This is a genomic window from Selenomonas ruminantium subsp. ruminantium ATCC 12561 (assembly GCF_000424065.1).
In the GTDB taxonomy this organism is placed as follows: Bacteria; Bacillota; Negativicutes; order Selenomonadales; family Selenomonadaceae; genus Selenomonas_A; species Selenomonas_A ruminantium.
Genome location: NZ_AUJE01000030.1, coordinates 21,600 through 37,111, shown reverse-complemented (window position 1 = coordinate 37,111; position 15,512 = coordinate 21,600). Strand labels below are relative to the sequence as shown.

The window sequence follows — 15,512 nt, the reverse complement described above, 5'->3', positions numbered from 1 at the left end:
GCTTGTTCTATGGCAGATTTTATGGATTATCCTTGGCAGGTAAGCTATCAGACATCTTCCTTAAAAGATGATGGCCGTGCGGTAGATATCTTGCATGATTTCTACATTCCAGCCTTGCAGCGGGCTGAAAAATATGACAGAGTAGCAGGGTATTTTCGCTCCACATCTTTGGCAGCCGCTTCAGAAGGTTACACGGCTTTTCTGAATAATCAAGGAAAAATGAGGCTTATCGTTGGTGCGGATATGGCACTAGCAGATGTTGAGGCAATTCTGGCTGGAGATAAGGCACGATTCGATAATGCGTTGCTCAGTGAATTGGAAAACAGTGAGGCTTGGCCAGAAAATATTAAAGCAGGTGTAGCACTTTTAGCATATATGGTGGCTCAAGGGCGCTTGGAGGTGAAGGTTGCCTTTCGTCTCCATGGTCAGACGGGGAAGCCGCTTTCAGTGGAGGCCACGGAAGATGGCTATGTCCATGAAAAGTGGTTCCTCATGGAGGATAGAGAAGGGCATTGTCTGCGGGGAGCGGGGTCGCTTAATGAATCACGTCAAGCGTTGAAGCTGAATGCTGAAAATATCGATGTGAACTGTTCCTGGGAAGGAGGCAGGGAGGCACAACGTATTGAACAGGCTAGGAAAGATTTTGACAGGCTTTGGAATAATAAAAATCCTCATATGAAAGTGATGTCTCTGCCACAGGCTGTGCGAGAAAAACTGGTGAAGCTGCGGAATCTTAAGGGGAAATTGACAGAAATTGATGGTACAAGTGCGGCTGAACTCAATAAAACTTTGGAGCCGAGTCTTGAGGAATTGCTGAAATTTGCCGTTCTGAAAGACGCTCCTAGGATGCCGGGGGGAATCTACATTGGTATGTATTCTGCTCCAGTAGAACCTTGGCCACATCAAGAAATGGTCAGTCGTCATTTGGTGGAAAGCTGGCCTTATTCCTATCTGTTGTGTGATGAAGTGGGGCTGGGAAAGACTATTGAATCTGCCTTGGCTATGCGAAGCTTACTGCTTTCTGGCAGAATAAAGCGTGTGCTTATTGCTGCACCAGCCAGTTTAACGGCACAGTGGCAGCGGGAATTGGCGGAGAAGGCTATGCTGGATTTTTATAGCAGCAAGCCAAAAGCTGGTCAGAGTGGCCAAATCCTGCATAAAGATTTGAATGAGAATGAATATACGGATCAAGACCTTTATGAGCCAGAACTAAACATAGTATCCACAGGACTAGCCAGTCGCAAGGAAAGACGTAGTATGCTGAAAATGGCAGCTTTGGCTGATGTGGTACTGGTGGATGAGGCACATTATGCTCGCCGTTCTAATCCGCAAAAGGGCTATTGGGAAGAACCAAAGTATGGCAAGCTTTATGACTGTATTGAACATGGTTTTGCTGCACGCACAAAAAGTTTGTGGCTGGCTACGGCTACGCCTATGCAGATAGATCCCATTGAGGTTTATGATCTGACCAAGCTTATGGGACGGACGGCGGCATTTCGTTATGAGCCTTACCTGCTGGAACAATATTATGAGTTGCTTTCCTATATTGCTCAAGGCAAGGAGTTGAAACTAGATAATTGGCGGCTCCTGGGGAGAAGTTATGCGGCACTGGAGGCTGCTGACCCGTATTTATTGCGATTAATGGAAAAGACGGTTGTAAATGGCAAAAATCGTCAGGCCTTGAAGGAATTGGCCAAGAGGGAGCCTCGAGGAAACGATGCAAAGGAAGTATTGAAACCACTTTTTTCTGCTGCACCTTTGTCTCGCGTTATGATGCGGCATACGCGCAAATTGTTGGAGGAGTATCGAAAGCATGGGGAACTGAAAAGTAATCTGGCTAAGCGACATGTGTTGCCTTTGGCTATTATTGAGTTCAGTTCCAAAGAGAAGGAATTCTATGCGCAGTTAGAGGTTTATTGTGCAGGACTCATGCAGCAAATCAATGCGCATCGGCTAGATTCCAAGCAAATGATGGCTTTCTACCTGAATTTTTTACAGTTGCGCTTTGCTTCCAGCCTTTTTGCAATTCAGCAGACGCTTGAGCGACGTTTGATGCGTGTACAAGTAACGCTGAAATTTGGAGCTTATGAATTTTCTTCACAAGAGGAGCTGCAGGAATATCTGAATGAGCTGGAAGACGATGGGGAAGATACAGATGAAAATGATATTAGTGAAATATCCGTGGATGCACTACTGAAAGATCGCTCGCCTGAAGACTTGGCTTGGGAACAGGAGCGCTTGCAGGAGATGCTGGCGCAGCTTGGGTCTATGTCACATGATACTCCGACCAAAATTCAGGAACTGCTTAATCGGTTGGAGCAGAGACGTATTGTGGGGAGCAGTAATCGTATGAAGCAGACAGTTATTTTTACTCGCTTCTTTGACAGCTTGCAGAGTATTCGGGAATATCTGTCTGCTAGAGCACCGGGACTTCACATAGGTGTGTATTCTGGAAAGGAGACCCAATGGTATGATGCGGAAGCACGATGCTATCGCCGCGTAACTCGTGAGGAGATAAAAAATCTTTTTTTAACTGGAAAAATAGATGTGCTTCTTTGTACAGATGCAGCGGCTGAAGGTCTGAATCTGCAAACAGCTGATATGTTGATAAACTTTGATATGGGTTGGAATCCAATGAAAATTGAGCAGCGCATAGGTCGTATTGACCGTATCGGACAGAAGCATAAAGACATATTCGTGCTCAATATGTGTTATCAAGGAAGTACCGAGGAAATTGTCTATGGCAGACTGACGAATCGTTTGAAAAAGGCAGGTCAGATTGTGGGCAGCCAGCAGGTTTCTATATTGCCGATTGAGCCGCAGGATTTCATTGACTTACATTCGGGCAAGATTGATGAAGTCAAATTAGAAAAAAAGGCTAGGCAGCGACTGAAAAAGCAAATGGAAAATGCGAAGAAGATGGAACTGGATGCTGAAGCACAATATGATATTTATCACAAGGAGCATGAATTGATGGCTAAACAGCCGCAGCCTGCTAAAGTGGAGGATTTGCATAATGCGATCATCAACTCGGCTTATTTGAAATCTATGGGAATGAAAGTTCTGAAAGCAGAGAGTGGTTATAGGATAGAAATGCCGGCAAATGAAGGTTTTTCTGGTTGGCAGACAACGACCAACAGACAAATGTCATCATCCGCATTGCCGTATGTGACTTGGGGGAATAAGGCGATAGATTCTTTGCTAAGTGAGATGTCCGATAAGCTGGAGAAATATCAGTCGTATGTACGACGTATCAACGTTCCTTTAGCTGACGGAGAAGCTGTGGGATATTTAGTAGCTGCAAATGGTGGTCCTTTGCTGGTTACATCTTATGATATGTTGTCGCAGATAAACATTGCACAGGTGCCGCTTACGACAACGGATATAGAAGAAGCACAGGGAAAGCTGGCAAATTTGGTTGCCAAAGAGCAAGAGTTTTATGAGCAACGAGAAAAAAACAAACAGATAAATGAGGAATATGCTTTGATACATAGAGCGTTGGTTAAGTATGTGGCGATTGCTTTATTGGAAAAGACAGGGATGGAGTCTGCTCAGCAGGCTATCAAGGAATTAGAAGAACATCCCCGCAAGGCATATACGCTTGAACTGCCTGTTAAAATGCTGGAATATCGTAACAGAACTTTATTTACGATAAGTTCAACAGGCGGAAGAGCTCATATTTGTACGACACCTCTACTGGTTGGGGCAGCTATTGCACTATGTCATAGAACCTCAAGCAAACTTGCCAAGCATAAGAAGAAAAAAGAGCAGACTTGTCAGGATTTGATAGATAGTTTGCAGCGTTAGACAATTGGGAACACGTTCTTCTAAGGAATTTTCTATTATGTGTTTACTGCAGAATTCAAGGACATGTGTCCTAAAAATCATTGACAGGTCAAAAAAATCTCGTTATTATGGAATAGTCGGAAGGGAACTTTTCAAAGTTCCGCAACAACTTTATATTTTTATGGGAGACGATATAACTCATGAAAACCTACAAACCTTTCAAATCTGGTAAAGTCCGTGAAGTGTATGAGGCTGATGGCCGCATCATCATGGTGGCAACAGACCGTATTTCGGCTTTTGACCACATTCTGAAGAATAAGATTACGGACAAGGGCGCTGTCCTGACCCAGATGTCTAAGTTCTGGTTTGATTTCACGAAGGACATCCTGCCTAACCACATGTTGTCTGTAGACAATGCGGATATGCCGGAATTTTTCCAGCAGGAAGAGTTCAAGGGCAACACCATGCTCTGCAAGAAGCTGCATATGATTCCGATGGAATGCATTGTACGTGGCTATATCACGGGCAGTGGCTGGGAAAGCTACAAGGAAAATGGTACGATCTGTGGTATCAAGCTGCCGGAAGGCTTGCAGGAATCGGAAAAACTTCCTGAGCCGATTTTCACGCCGAGCACGAAAGCTGAACTGGGCGACCACGATGAGAACGTCTCCTTAGAGCAGGGCGCCAAGGTTTTGGAAAAAGAATTCCCCGGCCATGGTATGGAATATGCAGAGAAGATTCGCGACTACACCATTGCTATCTACAAGAAGTGCGCGGAATATGCATTGACCAAGGGTATCATCATTGCCGATACGAAATTTGAATTTGGCGTGGATGAAGAAGGCAATATCGTTCTGGGCGATGAAGTGCTGACGCCGGACAGCTCCCGCTTCTGGCCGCTGGAAGGCTACGAAGCAGGCAAGAGCCAGCCGTCCTATGACAAGCAGTTTGTCCGTGACTGGCTGAAGGCAAATCCGGACAGCGATTATGAGCTTCCGCAGGATATCATTGACAAGACCATTGCCAAGTACAAGGAAGCATACGAAGTATTGACGGGTAAGAAATTTTAACGAAAGGGAGAGCGCAATGAAAGCAGCAATCATTATGGGCAGCGATTCGGATTGGCCGATTTTGAAGCCGGCTGTGGATATTTTGAAGTCCTTTGGCATTGAAGCTGAAGTCGTGGTGGCGTCTGCCCATCGCACGCCGGGCAAGGTGCGTGATTTTGTGCTCGCGGCACCGGAGAAGGGTATCTCTGTGTTCATTGTGGCGGCTGGTGCGGCGGCGCATTTGGCAGGTGTAGTAGCAAGCTATACGACGCTGCCGGTTATTGGTGTGCCCATCAATGCGACGGCACTCAATGGCATGGATGCGCTCCTGAGCACGGTGCAGATGCCTTCCGGTGTGCCGGTGGCGACGATGGCAATCAATGGTGCCAAGAATGCAGCGATTTTTGCGGTGCAGATTTTTGCAGTGGGTAATGCTGAACTTGCGGCAAAGCTTGCGGCATATCGTGAAAAAATGGTTGAAGAAGTGGAAAAGAAAGCAGCCCGTGTTGCTGCGCAGCTTTAAGATGCGCGGCACCGGACTGTTTTTTAGTAGAAAAGTGAGAGATTGATATAACCATGTATGAAAATGGCTATAATGTAGAACCGAAATGGAAAGAGGAGTGCGGTGTTTACGGCGTGTTTTCCCGCACGGAAGATGTGTCGGGGCTGACCTACTTAGGGCTTTATGCCCTGCAGCACCGTGGTCAGGAAAGTGCAGGCATTGCCATTACCGATGGCGCCTGGATGGATGTGACCCGTGGCATGGGGCTGGTCAATGAGGTGTTCCGTCATCAGGTGCCCCATATGGAAAATCAGTGCATTGCCATCGGCCATGTACGTTATTCCACCACCGGCTCCAGTCTTTTGTGCAACACCCAGCCGTTGATGGTGAATTATTCGGGCGGCAAGATTGCGCTGGCGCATAACGGCAATCTGACCAATGCGGCCGAAATCCGTCATGAGCTGGAAGAGCAGGGCACGATTTTTCAAACGTCCATTGATTCGGAAGTCTTTGTGAACCTCATTGCCCGCAGCCGGGCAGAAACCGTGGAAGAAAAGATTATCGAGAGTCTGAAGAAGATTCGCGGTGCCTATTGTCTGGCGATTATGACGGAGGATAAGCTGATTGGTGCCCGTGACCCGCAGGGGTTCCGTCCGCTTTGCCTGGGTAAGACGGAGGAAGGCAGCTATATCCTGTCTTCGGAAAGCTGCGGCCTCGATGTGGCCGGTGCCGAGTTCGTCCGCGATATTGCGCCGGGGGAAATGGTGGTCATTGACGACAGCGGCGTGAAGTCCTATCCGTTCGCAATGAACGAGAAAAAGGCTTCCTGCATTTTTGAATACATTTACTTTGCCCGTCCGGATTCGGTGATTGACGGCCAGAGCGTCCATGATGCCCGCTTTATGATGGGCAGGGTACTTGCGCGCGAGGCAAAGTTCAAGGGCGATATCGTGATTTCGGTGCCGGACTCCGGTACCACGGCAGCTACGGGCTATGCTTATGAGTCGGGGATTCCCTTTGTCGAAGGGTTGATTAAGAACCGCTATATTGGCCGTACCTTTATCCAGCCGACACAGAAGAAGCGCGATACCAGCGTGAAGCTCAAGCTCAATGCCATCCGTTCCGTGGTGGCGGGGAAATCCGTTATCATGGTCGATGACAGTATCGTTCGCGGCACGACCAGCGGCAAGATTGTTAATATGCTCAAGCAGGCTGGCGCCAAAGAGGTGCATATGTGCATCAGCAGCCCGCCGATTGGCTATCCCTGCTACTATGGGATTGATACTTCGGTGCGCAAGGAATTGATTGCCGCCACCAAGAGCGTGGAGGAAATCCGCGAGTTTATCGGTGCGGATTCCCTGCATTTCATTTCCCTGGAAGGGCTGAAATCCTGTGTGTCGGAAGTCAATGCCGACGATATGTGCTATGCCTGCTTTAATAGTGCCTATCCCATCGCCGATGGCGAAAAGCCGGCCGGCGACAGCAAGTATGTGTTTGAACAGCGCAAAAAGTGAGGAACAAGAGGATAATGACGGAAAAACTTACCTATAAAGATGCCGGTGTGGATATTGATGCGGGGAACCGCTCGGTAGAACTCATAAAAAACAGTGTGCGGGCAACGTACCGTCCGGAAGTGCTCGGTGACTTAGGCGGCTTTGGCGGCTTGTTTGCCCTGAACAGCGGCAAGTACAAGGAGCCCGTGCTGGTATCCGGTACGGACGGTGTGGGTACGAAACTCAAACTGGCTTTTATGCTCGATAAGCACGATACCATTGGTCAGGATGCCGTGGCCATGTGCGTCAACGATATTTTGGTGCAGGGGGCAGAACCACTGTTCTTCCTCGACTATCTGGCGGTAGGCAAGCTCCTGCCGGAACAGGTGGCCGATGTCGTGACCGGCGTAGCAGGCGCCTGCAAGGAATCCGGCTGCGCCCTGATTGGCGGCGAAACGGCAGAGATGAACGGCTTTTATCCCGAAGGGGAATACGATATTGCCGGCTTTGCCGTAGGCGTGGTGGAAAAGAGCAAGCTCATCACCAGCGCCAAGGTAAAAGAAGGCGATGTGATTCTCGGTCTGCCGTCTTCCGGCGTACATTCCAACGGCTATTCCCTCGTGCGCCGCATTGTCTTTGACCATAAGGGCTTCAAGGGCGATGAATACATGGAAGAACTGGGCAAGACCATTGGGGAGGAACTGCTGACGCCGACTCGCCTGTACCCGAAATCCTGCCTGCCCTTGATAGAAAACTTCGATATTCACGGCATGGTGCATATCACGGGGGGCGGCTTCTATGAGAATATCCCCCGCGCTTTGCCCGAGAATTTGGCAGTGGAAATCGACACGAGCAAATGGGAAATGCCGACTATCTTCCGTCTCTTGCAGCAGTGGGGTAATGTGGATTGGCCGGAAATGTACCGCACCTTCAACATGGGCATCGGCATGATTCTGATTGTCTCTGCGGAAGAAGCGGAAGCGGTCAAAGCACATTTGCAGGCGGCTGATGAGACGGTTTATGAAATCGGCAAGGTCGTCAAAGGTGGCCATGATGTAACATTGCAGGGCGGTGTGTTCGTTGGCTAAGGAAAAATTAGGTGTTCTTTGTTCCGGCCGCGGTACGGATTTGCAGTCCATCATTGATGCCATTGCAGCAGGGCAGGTTCCTGCCGAAATTGCCATCGTGCTGACGGATAAGGAAGCCTATGCGCTGGAACGGGCAAGAAAGGCTGGCATTGAGGCGGTCTGCGTTGACCGTAAGCAGTTTGACGGCCGTGAGCCCTTTGAAAAAGCGCTGATTGAAAAGCTCGAAGCCGCAGGCGTAACGCTGGTGGTGTTGGCGGGCTTTATGCGGATACTTACCCCGTACTTTGTGGGGCATTTTGCCGGGCGTATAATGAATATTCATCCGGCGCTTTTGCCTAGTTTCCCTGGCGCTCATGCGCATCGGGATGTACTGGCCTATGGCGTGAAAGTCAGCGGTTGTACGGTGCATTTTGTGGACGAAGGTACGGATTCCGGCCCCATCATCATGCAGGCAGTTGTGCCGGTGCTTGATGATGATACGGAGGAAACTTTGGGCGCTCGCGTGCTCAAAGAGGAACATCGGATTTATCCGGAATGTATCCGCCTGTACTGTGAAGGAAAATTAAAGGTTGAAGGCCGTAAGGTGACGATTTTAGCGTAAGACGCGTAAAGGAGAACAGATAAATGCAGATTAAGCGTGCCCTGATTAGCGTATCCAATAAAGAAGGCGTGGTTGAGTTCGCCCGCCAGCTCCACGAAGCCGGTGTGGAAATCATCTCCACGGGCGGGACGATGAAAGCCATCAAGGAAGCGGGAATTCCTGTGACCTATGTCAGCGATGTGACGGGCTTCCCCGAAATCATGGATGGCCGCGTAAAGACTCTGAATCCCTATATTCACGGCGGTATCCTGGCGGTGCGGGACAATGCCGAACATGTGGCACAGATGGAAAAGCATGGCATTAAGGGCATTGACCTCGTGGCGGTAAATCTCTATCCGTTCAAGGAAACCATTGCCAAGCCGGATGTAACGCTGGCAGAAGCCATTGAAAACATTGATATCGGCGGCCCGGCTATGGTACGCGCTTCGGCCAAGAACTTCAAGTTCGTGACCATTGTGACCAATCCGGCTAAATATGATGAAGTAATTGCGCAGATTAAGGAAAATGGCGGCGTAGATGACCGTACCCGCATGGAGCTGGCGCAGGAGGCCTTTGCGCATACGGCGGCCTACGACACGATGATTCAGGATTATCTGGCAAAACAGCTGGCAAAATAAGGGGCGAAACCATGAACATTTTAGTAATCGGCAGCGGCGGCCGGGAGCATACGTTAGCGTGGAAGCTCGCGCAGTCGCCTAAGGCAGATAAGATTTATGCATTGCCGGGCAATCCGGGGATGGCTGATGTGGCGATGTGTGTGGAAGGCATTGCCATTACGGATAATGCATCGATTGTGGATTTTGCGCAAAAGCACGCGATTGAGCTGGTCGTAGTCGGGCCGGAAGTTCCCCTGACCAACGGGCTCGTGGATGCAGTAACGGCGGCAGGTATCAAGGCTTTTGGCCCCACGCAGGCTGCGGCACAGATTGAAGGCTCCAAGGCATTTTCCAAATCCCTGATGAAAAAATATGGGATTCCCACAGCTAAGTACGAAGTGTTCACCGAGGCAGATGCGGCTCGGGAGTACATTCGTAAAGAAGGCGCTCCAATCGTCATCAAGGCTGACGGCCTGGCTGCGGGCAAAGGTGTTATCGTGGCTATGACGGAAGATGAAGCACTGCGGGCAGTTGCGGATATTATGGAAGATAAAGAATTCGGCAATGCAGGCTCGCGCGTCGTCATTGAGGAATTTATGGAAGGCGAAGAAGCGTCATTGCTCTGCTTCACCGATGGCAGGACTATCTGCCCCATGATCAGCTCGCAGGACCATAAACGTGCTTACGATGGCGACAAAGGACCTAACACTGGCGGCATGGGAACTTATGCACCCGCGCCGGTCATGACGGATAAAATGGTGCAGGAAACCTACGATAAGATTCTCCTGCCCACGATTCAGGCGATGGAAAAGGAAGGCAAGCCCTATAAAGGCTGTCTCTATGCCGGTCTGATGATTACGGCAGATGGGCCGAAGGTTGTGGAATTCAATGCGCGCTTTGGCGACCCGGAAACGCAGGTGGTGCTGCCGCTCTTAAACAGCGATTTGGTGGATATCATGGTGGCCTGTGCCGATGGTACACTGGCTGAACAGCAGGTGGAGTGGGCAAAAGAAGCGGCTGTCTGCGTGGTTATGGCAGCGGGCGGCTACCCCAAAGCCTATAACAAGGGCGATGCCATTACCGGGCTTGACGATGCCAAAGCTGCAGGCTGCCAGGTGTTCCATGCCGGAACCGCGCATAAGAATGGGCAGATTGTGACCGATGGCGGGCGCGTGCTCGGTGTGGTGGCCAAGGCGGCAGATGTGCGGTCTGCGGTGGATAAGGCTTATGCTGGTGTAGAGAAGATTGCGTTTAAAGATGCGTTCTATCGGAAAGATATTGCGCACAGGGCATTAGAGCGTTAACATCGATATATAAAGACGCCAGCGGGCTGATGATATATTTCCTTCACTTAGACAGGCTTGTCAAACGTTTCGGAAATACATCATCAGCCCGCTGGCTTAGTTTTTTTCACTTGGACAGTCCTGTTAAATGCTATGAAAATATATTCCCAATCCGCTGCGCAGTTTTCATCTGGAATTGCGGCTTGATTGATTCGATTTTCGTGAAAACAGCAAGTGTTTAATCGTGAAAACAGGGCATTTTATAATTTTTTTTGCATTTTGACACGCGAGGGAACGTGTACACGAAAAACTTTGAAAAATAAGTGTTGACAGGGGTTTTAGTGGGTGCTAATATATAGGAGTGCCTGATTCGAGGGCATGATTTTAGTGATACAGGGGAGTGAAAACAATGACACTGGAAGCACTGAAAACAGCCAAGCGGGTCATTGGTATCAAACAGGTTGCCAAAGCGGTAAAACGCGATGCGGCAACGGAAGTTTTTATCGCTGATGATGCAGAGGCGAAGGTGGTTGAACCGCTGGAAGCACTTTGCACGGAACATGGTGTTCCCGTCAGCCGCGTTGGTTCGATGAAAGAGCTGGGGACAGCTTGCAGCATTGAAGTTGGTGCGGCAGCGGCGGCAGCGGTTAGGTAAGTCTATTTGTTAAAAATCGTAAGCTTGCTTGCGGTTTTAATAAATAATAAATTCTCAATATGAAGGAAGGAGGTGCATGTATGCCTACTATCAACCAGTTAGTTCGTAAGAGCAGAAAGAGCATGCAGGAGAAGTCCAAAGCACCAGCACTTAAGAATTGCCCGCAGAAACGTGGCGTTTGCACTCGTGTTTACACGTCTACGCCGAAAAAGCCGAACTCGGCTCTGCGTAAAGTAGCTCGTGTTCGTTTGACGAACAGCATCGAAGTTACTGCATATATTCCGGGCATTGGTCATAATCTTCAGGAGCATAGTGTTGTTCTGATCCGTGGCGGTCGTGTTAAGGACCTGCCGGGTGTTCGTTACCACATCATTCGTGGTTCTCTCGATACTGCAGGTGTGCAGGATCGTGCTCAGGGCCGCTCCAAGTATGGTGCGAAACGCGCAAAGAAGAAATAATACAGCTTCGTAAATGAAGACTATGATAAGGAGGTAAAACAATGCCAAGAAAAGGTGCCGTACCTAAGCGTGACGTACTGCCGGATCCGGTGTACCACAGCAAAACGGTTACGAAATTCATCAATAAAGTAATGCTTTCCGGTAAGAAGAGCGTTGCTGAACGCGTTGTATATGATGCGTTCGAAACGATCCGTGCTAAAACGGGCAAGGATCCTCTGGAAGTTTTTGAGACGGCTCTGAAGAACGTTATGCCGGTTCTCGAAGTTCGTGCTCGCCGCGTCGGTGGTGCTAACTACCAGGTGCCGGTTGAGGTTCGTCCTGACCGCCGTATGACGCTGGGCATTCGCTGGATCGTTAACTATGCACGTCTCCGCGGTGAAAAGACCATGGATGAACGTCTCTCCGGCGAACTCATGGATGCTGCTAACAACACTGGTGCAGCTATTAAGAAGAAGGAAGATACGCACAAGATGGCCGAGGCCAACAAGGCATTCGCTCATTATCGTTGGTAATCTTTTCTCTGATTTATAAGGAGCGATATTAAAAGTGGCAAGAGAGTATTCCCTTGAAAAAACTCGTAATATCGGTATCATGGCTCACATCGATGCCGGTAAGACGACTACTACTGAGCGTATCCTCTTCTACACGGGTGTAAACCACAAGATCGGTGAAGTTCATGATGGTGCTGCTACCATGGACTGGATGGTTCAGGAACAGGAACGCGGTATCACGATTACGTCTGCTGCAACGACCTGTCATTGGAAAGACCATCGTATCAACATCATTGATACTCCGGGTCACGTGGACTTCACGGTAGAAGTAGAACGTTCCCTGCGCGTGCTCGATGGTACCGTAGCAGTTCTGACTGCCCGCGGCGGCGTTGAGCCTCAGACTGAAACCGTATGGCGTCAGGCTGAGAAATACAATGTTCCTCGTATGGCTTATGTCAACAAGATGGACATCACGGGCGCAGATTTCTACAATGTTATCAACATGATGCATGAACGCCTCCAGGCTAACGCTGTAGCTATCCAGCTGCCGATCGGTGCTGAAGATACGTTCGCAGGCATCATTGACCTCGTTAAGAACGAAGCCATCGTTTATGAAGACGACCTCGGCAAAGTTGCTGACGAAGTTGAAATTCCTGATGACATGAAGGAAAAGGCTGAAGAGTACCGCGAAAAGCTGCTCGAAGCTCTTTCCGAACTCGATGATGAGTTTATGGAGAAATACCTCGGTGGCGAAGATATCACGGAAGAGGATATCAAGAAAGTTATCCGTAAAGGTACTGTAGAGTGCAAACTCGTTCCGGTAACCTGCGGTACTTCCTATCGCAACAAGGGCGTTCAGCCCCTGCTCGATGCCATCGTTGATTATATGCCGGCTCCGGTAGATATTCCTCCTATCAAGGGTATCAACCCGGATTCCGGTGAAGAAGACCATCGTCCGTCCAGCGACTCTGAGCCGTTCTCGGCACTGGCCTTCAAGATCATGACCGACCCCTATGTTGGTAAGCTGGCATTCTTCCGCGTTTACTCCGGTGTGCTCGATGCTGGTTCCTACGTGTTCAACTCCACGAAGGGCAAGAAAGAGCGTATCGGCCGTATCCTGCAGATGCACGCTAACAACCGTAAGGAAATCGAAAAGGTTTACAGCGGTGATATCGCAGCTGCTGTTGGTCTGAAAGACACCACGACTGGTGACACGCTGTGCGACGAAGCACATCCCATCATCCTCGAATCCATGGAATTCCCGGATCCCGTTATCTCCGTTGCTGTTGAACCGGCTACGAAGAACGACCAGGAAAAGATGGGCGTAGCTCTCCAGAAACTGGCTGAAGAAGATCCGACCTTCCGTGTACGTACCGATCAGGAAACTGGTCAGTGCATCATCTCCGGCATGGGTGAGCTTCACCTCCAGATTATCGTTGACCGTATGCTCCGCGAATTCAAAGTGGACTGCAAGGTTGGCGAACCGCAGGTTGCTTATCGTGAAACGATTCGCAAGACGGTTAAGTCCGAAGGTAAGTTCGTACGTCAGTCCGGTGGTCACGGTCAGTACGGTCATTGCTGGCTTGAACTCATTCCGCAGGAACCGGGTGAAGGCTTCAGCTTTGAAAATAAGGTCGTTGGTGGTGCAATTCCGAAGGAATTCATCAACCCGATCGAAGCCGGCGTAAAGCAGGCTATGGAAACTGGTGTTGTTGCCGGTTATCCGATGGTGGACATCAAAGCTATCGTTTACGATGGTTCGTTCCACGAAGTTGACTCCTCTGAAGCAGCGTTCAAGGTTGCCGGTTCCATGGCATTCAAGAGCGGTGCAGAGAAAGCCAACCCGGTTCTTCTTGAACCGTACGTTAAAGTCGAAGTCGTTGTTCCTGAAGAATACATGGGCGACGTAATCGGCGACCTGAACTCCCGTCGTGGCCGTATCGATGGTATGGAAGCACGCAACGGTGCTCAGGTAATCAACGGATTCGTGCCGCTTTCCGAAATGTTCGGTTACTCCACGGACCTCCGTTCCAAAACTCAGGGCCGAGGGAACTACAGCATGGAAGTTGCTTACTATGATGAAGTTCCTAAGAATATAGCCGAAAAGGTTATTGCTAAAAACAAAGGCGAATAAGGGAGGAAAAAACACAAATGGCTAAAGAAAAGTTTGAGAGAACTAAACCCCATGTTAACATTGGTACCATTGGTCACGTTGACCATGGCAAGACGACGCTGACGGCTGCAATCACGAAGTGCCTGGCTGAAAAAGGCATGGCAAAATTCGAAGATTACGCTGATATCGATAAGGCTCCGGAAGAGCGTGAACGCGGTATCACCATCAACACGGCACACGTTGAGTATGAGACGGAAAAACGTCACTATGCACACGTTGACTGCCCGGGCCACGCTGACTATGTAAAGAACATGATCACTGGCGCTGCTCAGATGGATGGTGCTATCCTGGTAGTTTCCGCTGCTGATGGCCCGATGCCCCAGACTCGTGAGCACATCCTGCTCGCTCGTCAGGTAGGCGTTCCTGCAATCGTTGTATTCCTGAACAAGGTTGACCAGGTTGACGATCCTGAACTGCTCGAACTGGTTGAAATGGAAGTTCGCGAGCTGCTCTCCAGCTACGAATTCCCTGGCGATGACATCCCTGTTGTTGCTGGTTCCGCTCTGAAGGCTCTGGAAGGCGATGCTGACATGCAGGCTAAGATTTATGAGCTGATGGATGCTGTTGACGAATACATCCCGACTCCGACCCGTGACACGGATAAGCCGTTCCTGATGCCGGTCGAAGACGTATTCACGATCACTGGTCGTGGTACGGTTGCTACGGGCCGTGTAGAACGTGGCGAACTGAAGCTGAACGACACGGTTGAAATCGTAGGTCTCCAGGAAGAACCGAAATCCACGGTTGTAACTGGTATCGAAATGTTCCGTAAGATGCTCGACAGCGCTGTTGCTGGCGATAACATCGGTGCTCTGCTCCGCGGTATCGACCGTAAGGAAATCGAACGCGGTCAGGTTCTGGCTAAGCCGGGTTCCATCAACCCGCACACGAAGTTCAAAGGTCAGGTTTACGTTCTGACTAAGGAAGAAGGCGGCCGTCATACTCCGTTCTTCACGAACTATCGTCCGCAGTTCTACTTCCGTACGACTGACGTTACGGGCGTAGTTACCCTGCCGGCTGGCACGGAAATGGTTATGCCTGGCGATAACATCGAGATGGATGTTGAACTCATCACTCCGATCGCTATCGAAAAAGGTCTGCGTTTCGCTATCCGTGAAGGTGGCCACACTGTTGGTGCAGGCCGCGTAACGGACGTTGAAGCCTAATTAGTTGTTTGATTGACCCATGATAAGAGCGGCGCTCGCGCCGCTCTTATTTAAGGGTTGAGATAAAATATGGTACCCCCCAACGCGATGACGTGGCAGATGGCTCGGCGTTGTCCGAGGGAACTGTTACGGAGAAATGTTTGGGCCAAGAGTCCGGACGATAAGGAGGAA

The 15,512-nt window shown here is 49.7% G+C and carries 13 protein-coding genes; all 13 read left to right on the top strand.

What is annotated here, in order from left to right:
• The first annotated feature begins 9 nt into the window (after window positions 1-9).
• The 13 genes from G598_RS17875 to tuf all read left to right on the top strand — a co-directional run bounded on the left by G598_RS17875 (window position 10) and on the right by tuf (window position 15,341).
• Window positions 10-3,807 carry a helicase-related protein gene (locus G598_RS17875; RefSeq protein ID WP_051180274.1) on the top strand — a complete coding sequence of 1,266 codons (3,798 nt, stop codon included), beginning with the start codon at window positions 10-12 and terminating at the stop codon, window positions 3,805-3,807.
• A 179-nt stretch (window positions 3,808-3,986) separates the two neighbouring features.
• Entirely contained in the window at window positions 3,987-4,856 is an 870-nt protein-coding gene (locus tag G598_RS0111630; RefSeq protein WP_026767097.1) for a phosphoribosylaminoimidazolesuccinocarboxamide synthase, read from the top strand.
• A gap of 16 nt (window positions 4,857-4,872) precedes the next feature.
• Entirely contained in the window at window positions 4,873-5,358 is a 486-nt protein-coding gene (gene purE / locus G598_RS0111625) for a 5-(carboxyamino)imidazole ribonucleotide mutase (protein WP_026767096.1), read from the top strand.
• A gap of 53 nt (window positions 5,359-5,411) precedes the next feature.
• Window positions 5,412-6,851 (top strand): amidophosphoribosyltransferase, encoded by a 1,440-nt coding sequence (gene purF, locus G598_RS0111620; RefSeq protein WP_026767095.1) that lies wholly within the window; start codon window positions 5,412-5,414, stop codon window positions 6,849-6,851.
• Window positions 6,852-6,865: 14 nt separating this feature from the next.
• Window positions 6,866-7,918, top strand: a complete 1,053-nt coding sequence (gene purM, locus G598_RS0111615; protein WP_026767094.1) for a phosphoribosylformylglycinamidine cyclo-ligase — start codon at window positions 6,866-6,868, stop codon at window positions 7,916-7,918.
• Window positions 7,911-8,519 (top strand): phosphoribosylglycinamide formyltransferase, encoded by a 609-nt coding sequence (gene purN / locus G598_RS0111610; RefSeq protein ID WP_026767093.1) that lies wholly within the window; start codon window positions 7,911-7,913, stop codon window positions 8,517-8,519. The genes purM and purN overlap by 8 nt, the downstream gene beginning before the upstream one ends.
• 23 nt (window positions 8,520-8,542) lie before the next feature.
• The gene (locus G598_RS0111605; RefSeq protein ID WP_026767092.1) at window positions 8,543-9,136 is read left to right on the top strand and encodes a hypothetical protein; all 594 of its coding nucleotides are present in this window, start codon (window positions 8,543-8,545) and stop codon (window positions 9,134-9,136) included.
• 11 nt (window positions 9,137-9,147) lie between these two features.
• Window positions 9,148-10,419 carry a phosphoribosylamine--glycine ligase gene (gene purD, locus G598_RS0111600; RefSeq protein ID WP_026767091.1) on the top strand — a complete coding sequence of 424 codons (1,272 nt, stop codon included), beginning with the start codon at window positions 9,148-9,150 and terminating at the stop codon, window positions 10,417-10,419.
• Between the two features lie 388 nt (window positions 10,420-10,807).
• Window positions 10,808-11,053, top strand: coding sequence for a ribosomal L7Ae/L30e/S12e/Gadd45 family protein (locus G598_RS0111595; protein ID WP_026767090.1), 246 nt, complete (start codon window positions 10,808-10,810; stop codon window positions 11,051-11,053).
• Window positions 11,054-11,133: 80 nt separating this feature from the next.
• Window positions 11,134-11,511, top strand: a complete 378-nt coding sequence (rpsL, locus tag G598_RS0111590) for a 30S ribosomal protein S12 (RefSeq protein ID WP_014423830.1) — start codon at window positions 11,134-11,136, stop codon at window positions 11,509-11,511.
• A 41-nt stretch (window positions 11,512-11,552) separates the two neighbouring features.
• On the top strand, window positions 11,553-12,023 hold the full coding sequence (gene rpsG, locus G598_RS0111585) for a 30S ribosomal protein S7 (RefSeq protein WP_014423831.1): 471 nt from the start codon (window positions 11,553-11,555) through the stop codon (window positions 12,021-12,023).
• 34 nt (window positions 12,024-12,057) lie between these two features.
• On the top strand, window positions 12,058-14,136 hold the full coding sequence (gene fusA, locus G598_RS0111580) for an elongation factor G (RefSeq protein ID WP_026767089.1): 2,079 nt from the start codon (window positions 12,058-12,060) through the stop codon (window positions 14,134-14,136).
• Between the two features lie 17 nt (window positions 14,137-14,153).
• Window positions 14,154-15,341: an elongation factor Tu gene (gene tuf, locus G598_RS0111575; RefSeq protein WP_026767088.1), complete on the top strand. Its 1,188-nt coding sequence runs from the start codon at window positions 14,154-14,156 to the stop codon at window positions 15,339-15,341.
• The last annotated feature ends 171 nt before the right edge of the window (window positions 15,342-15,512 follow it).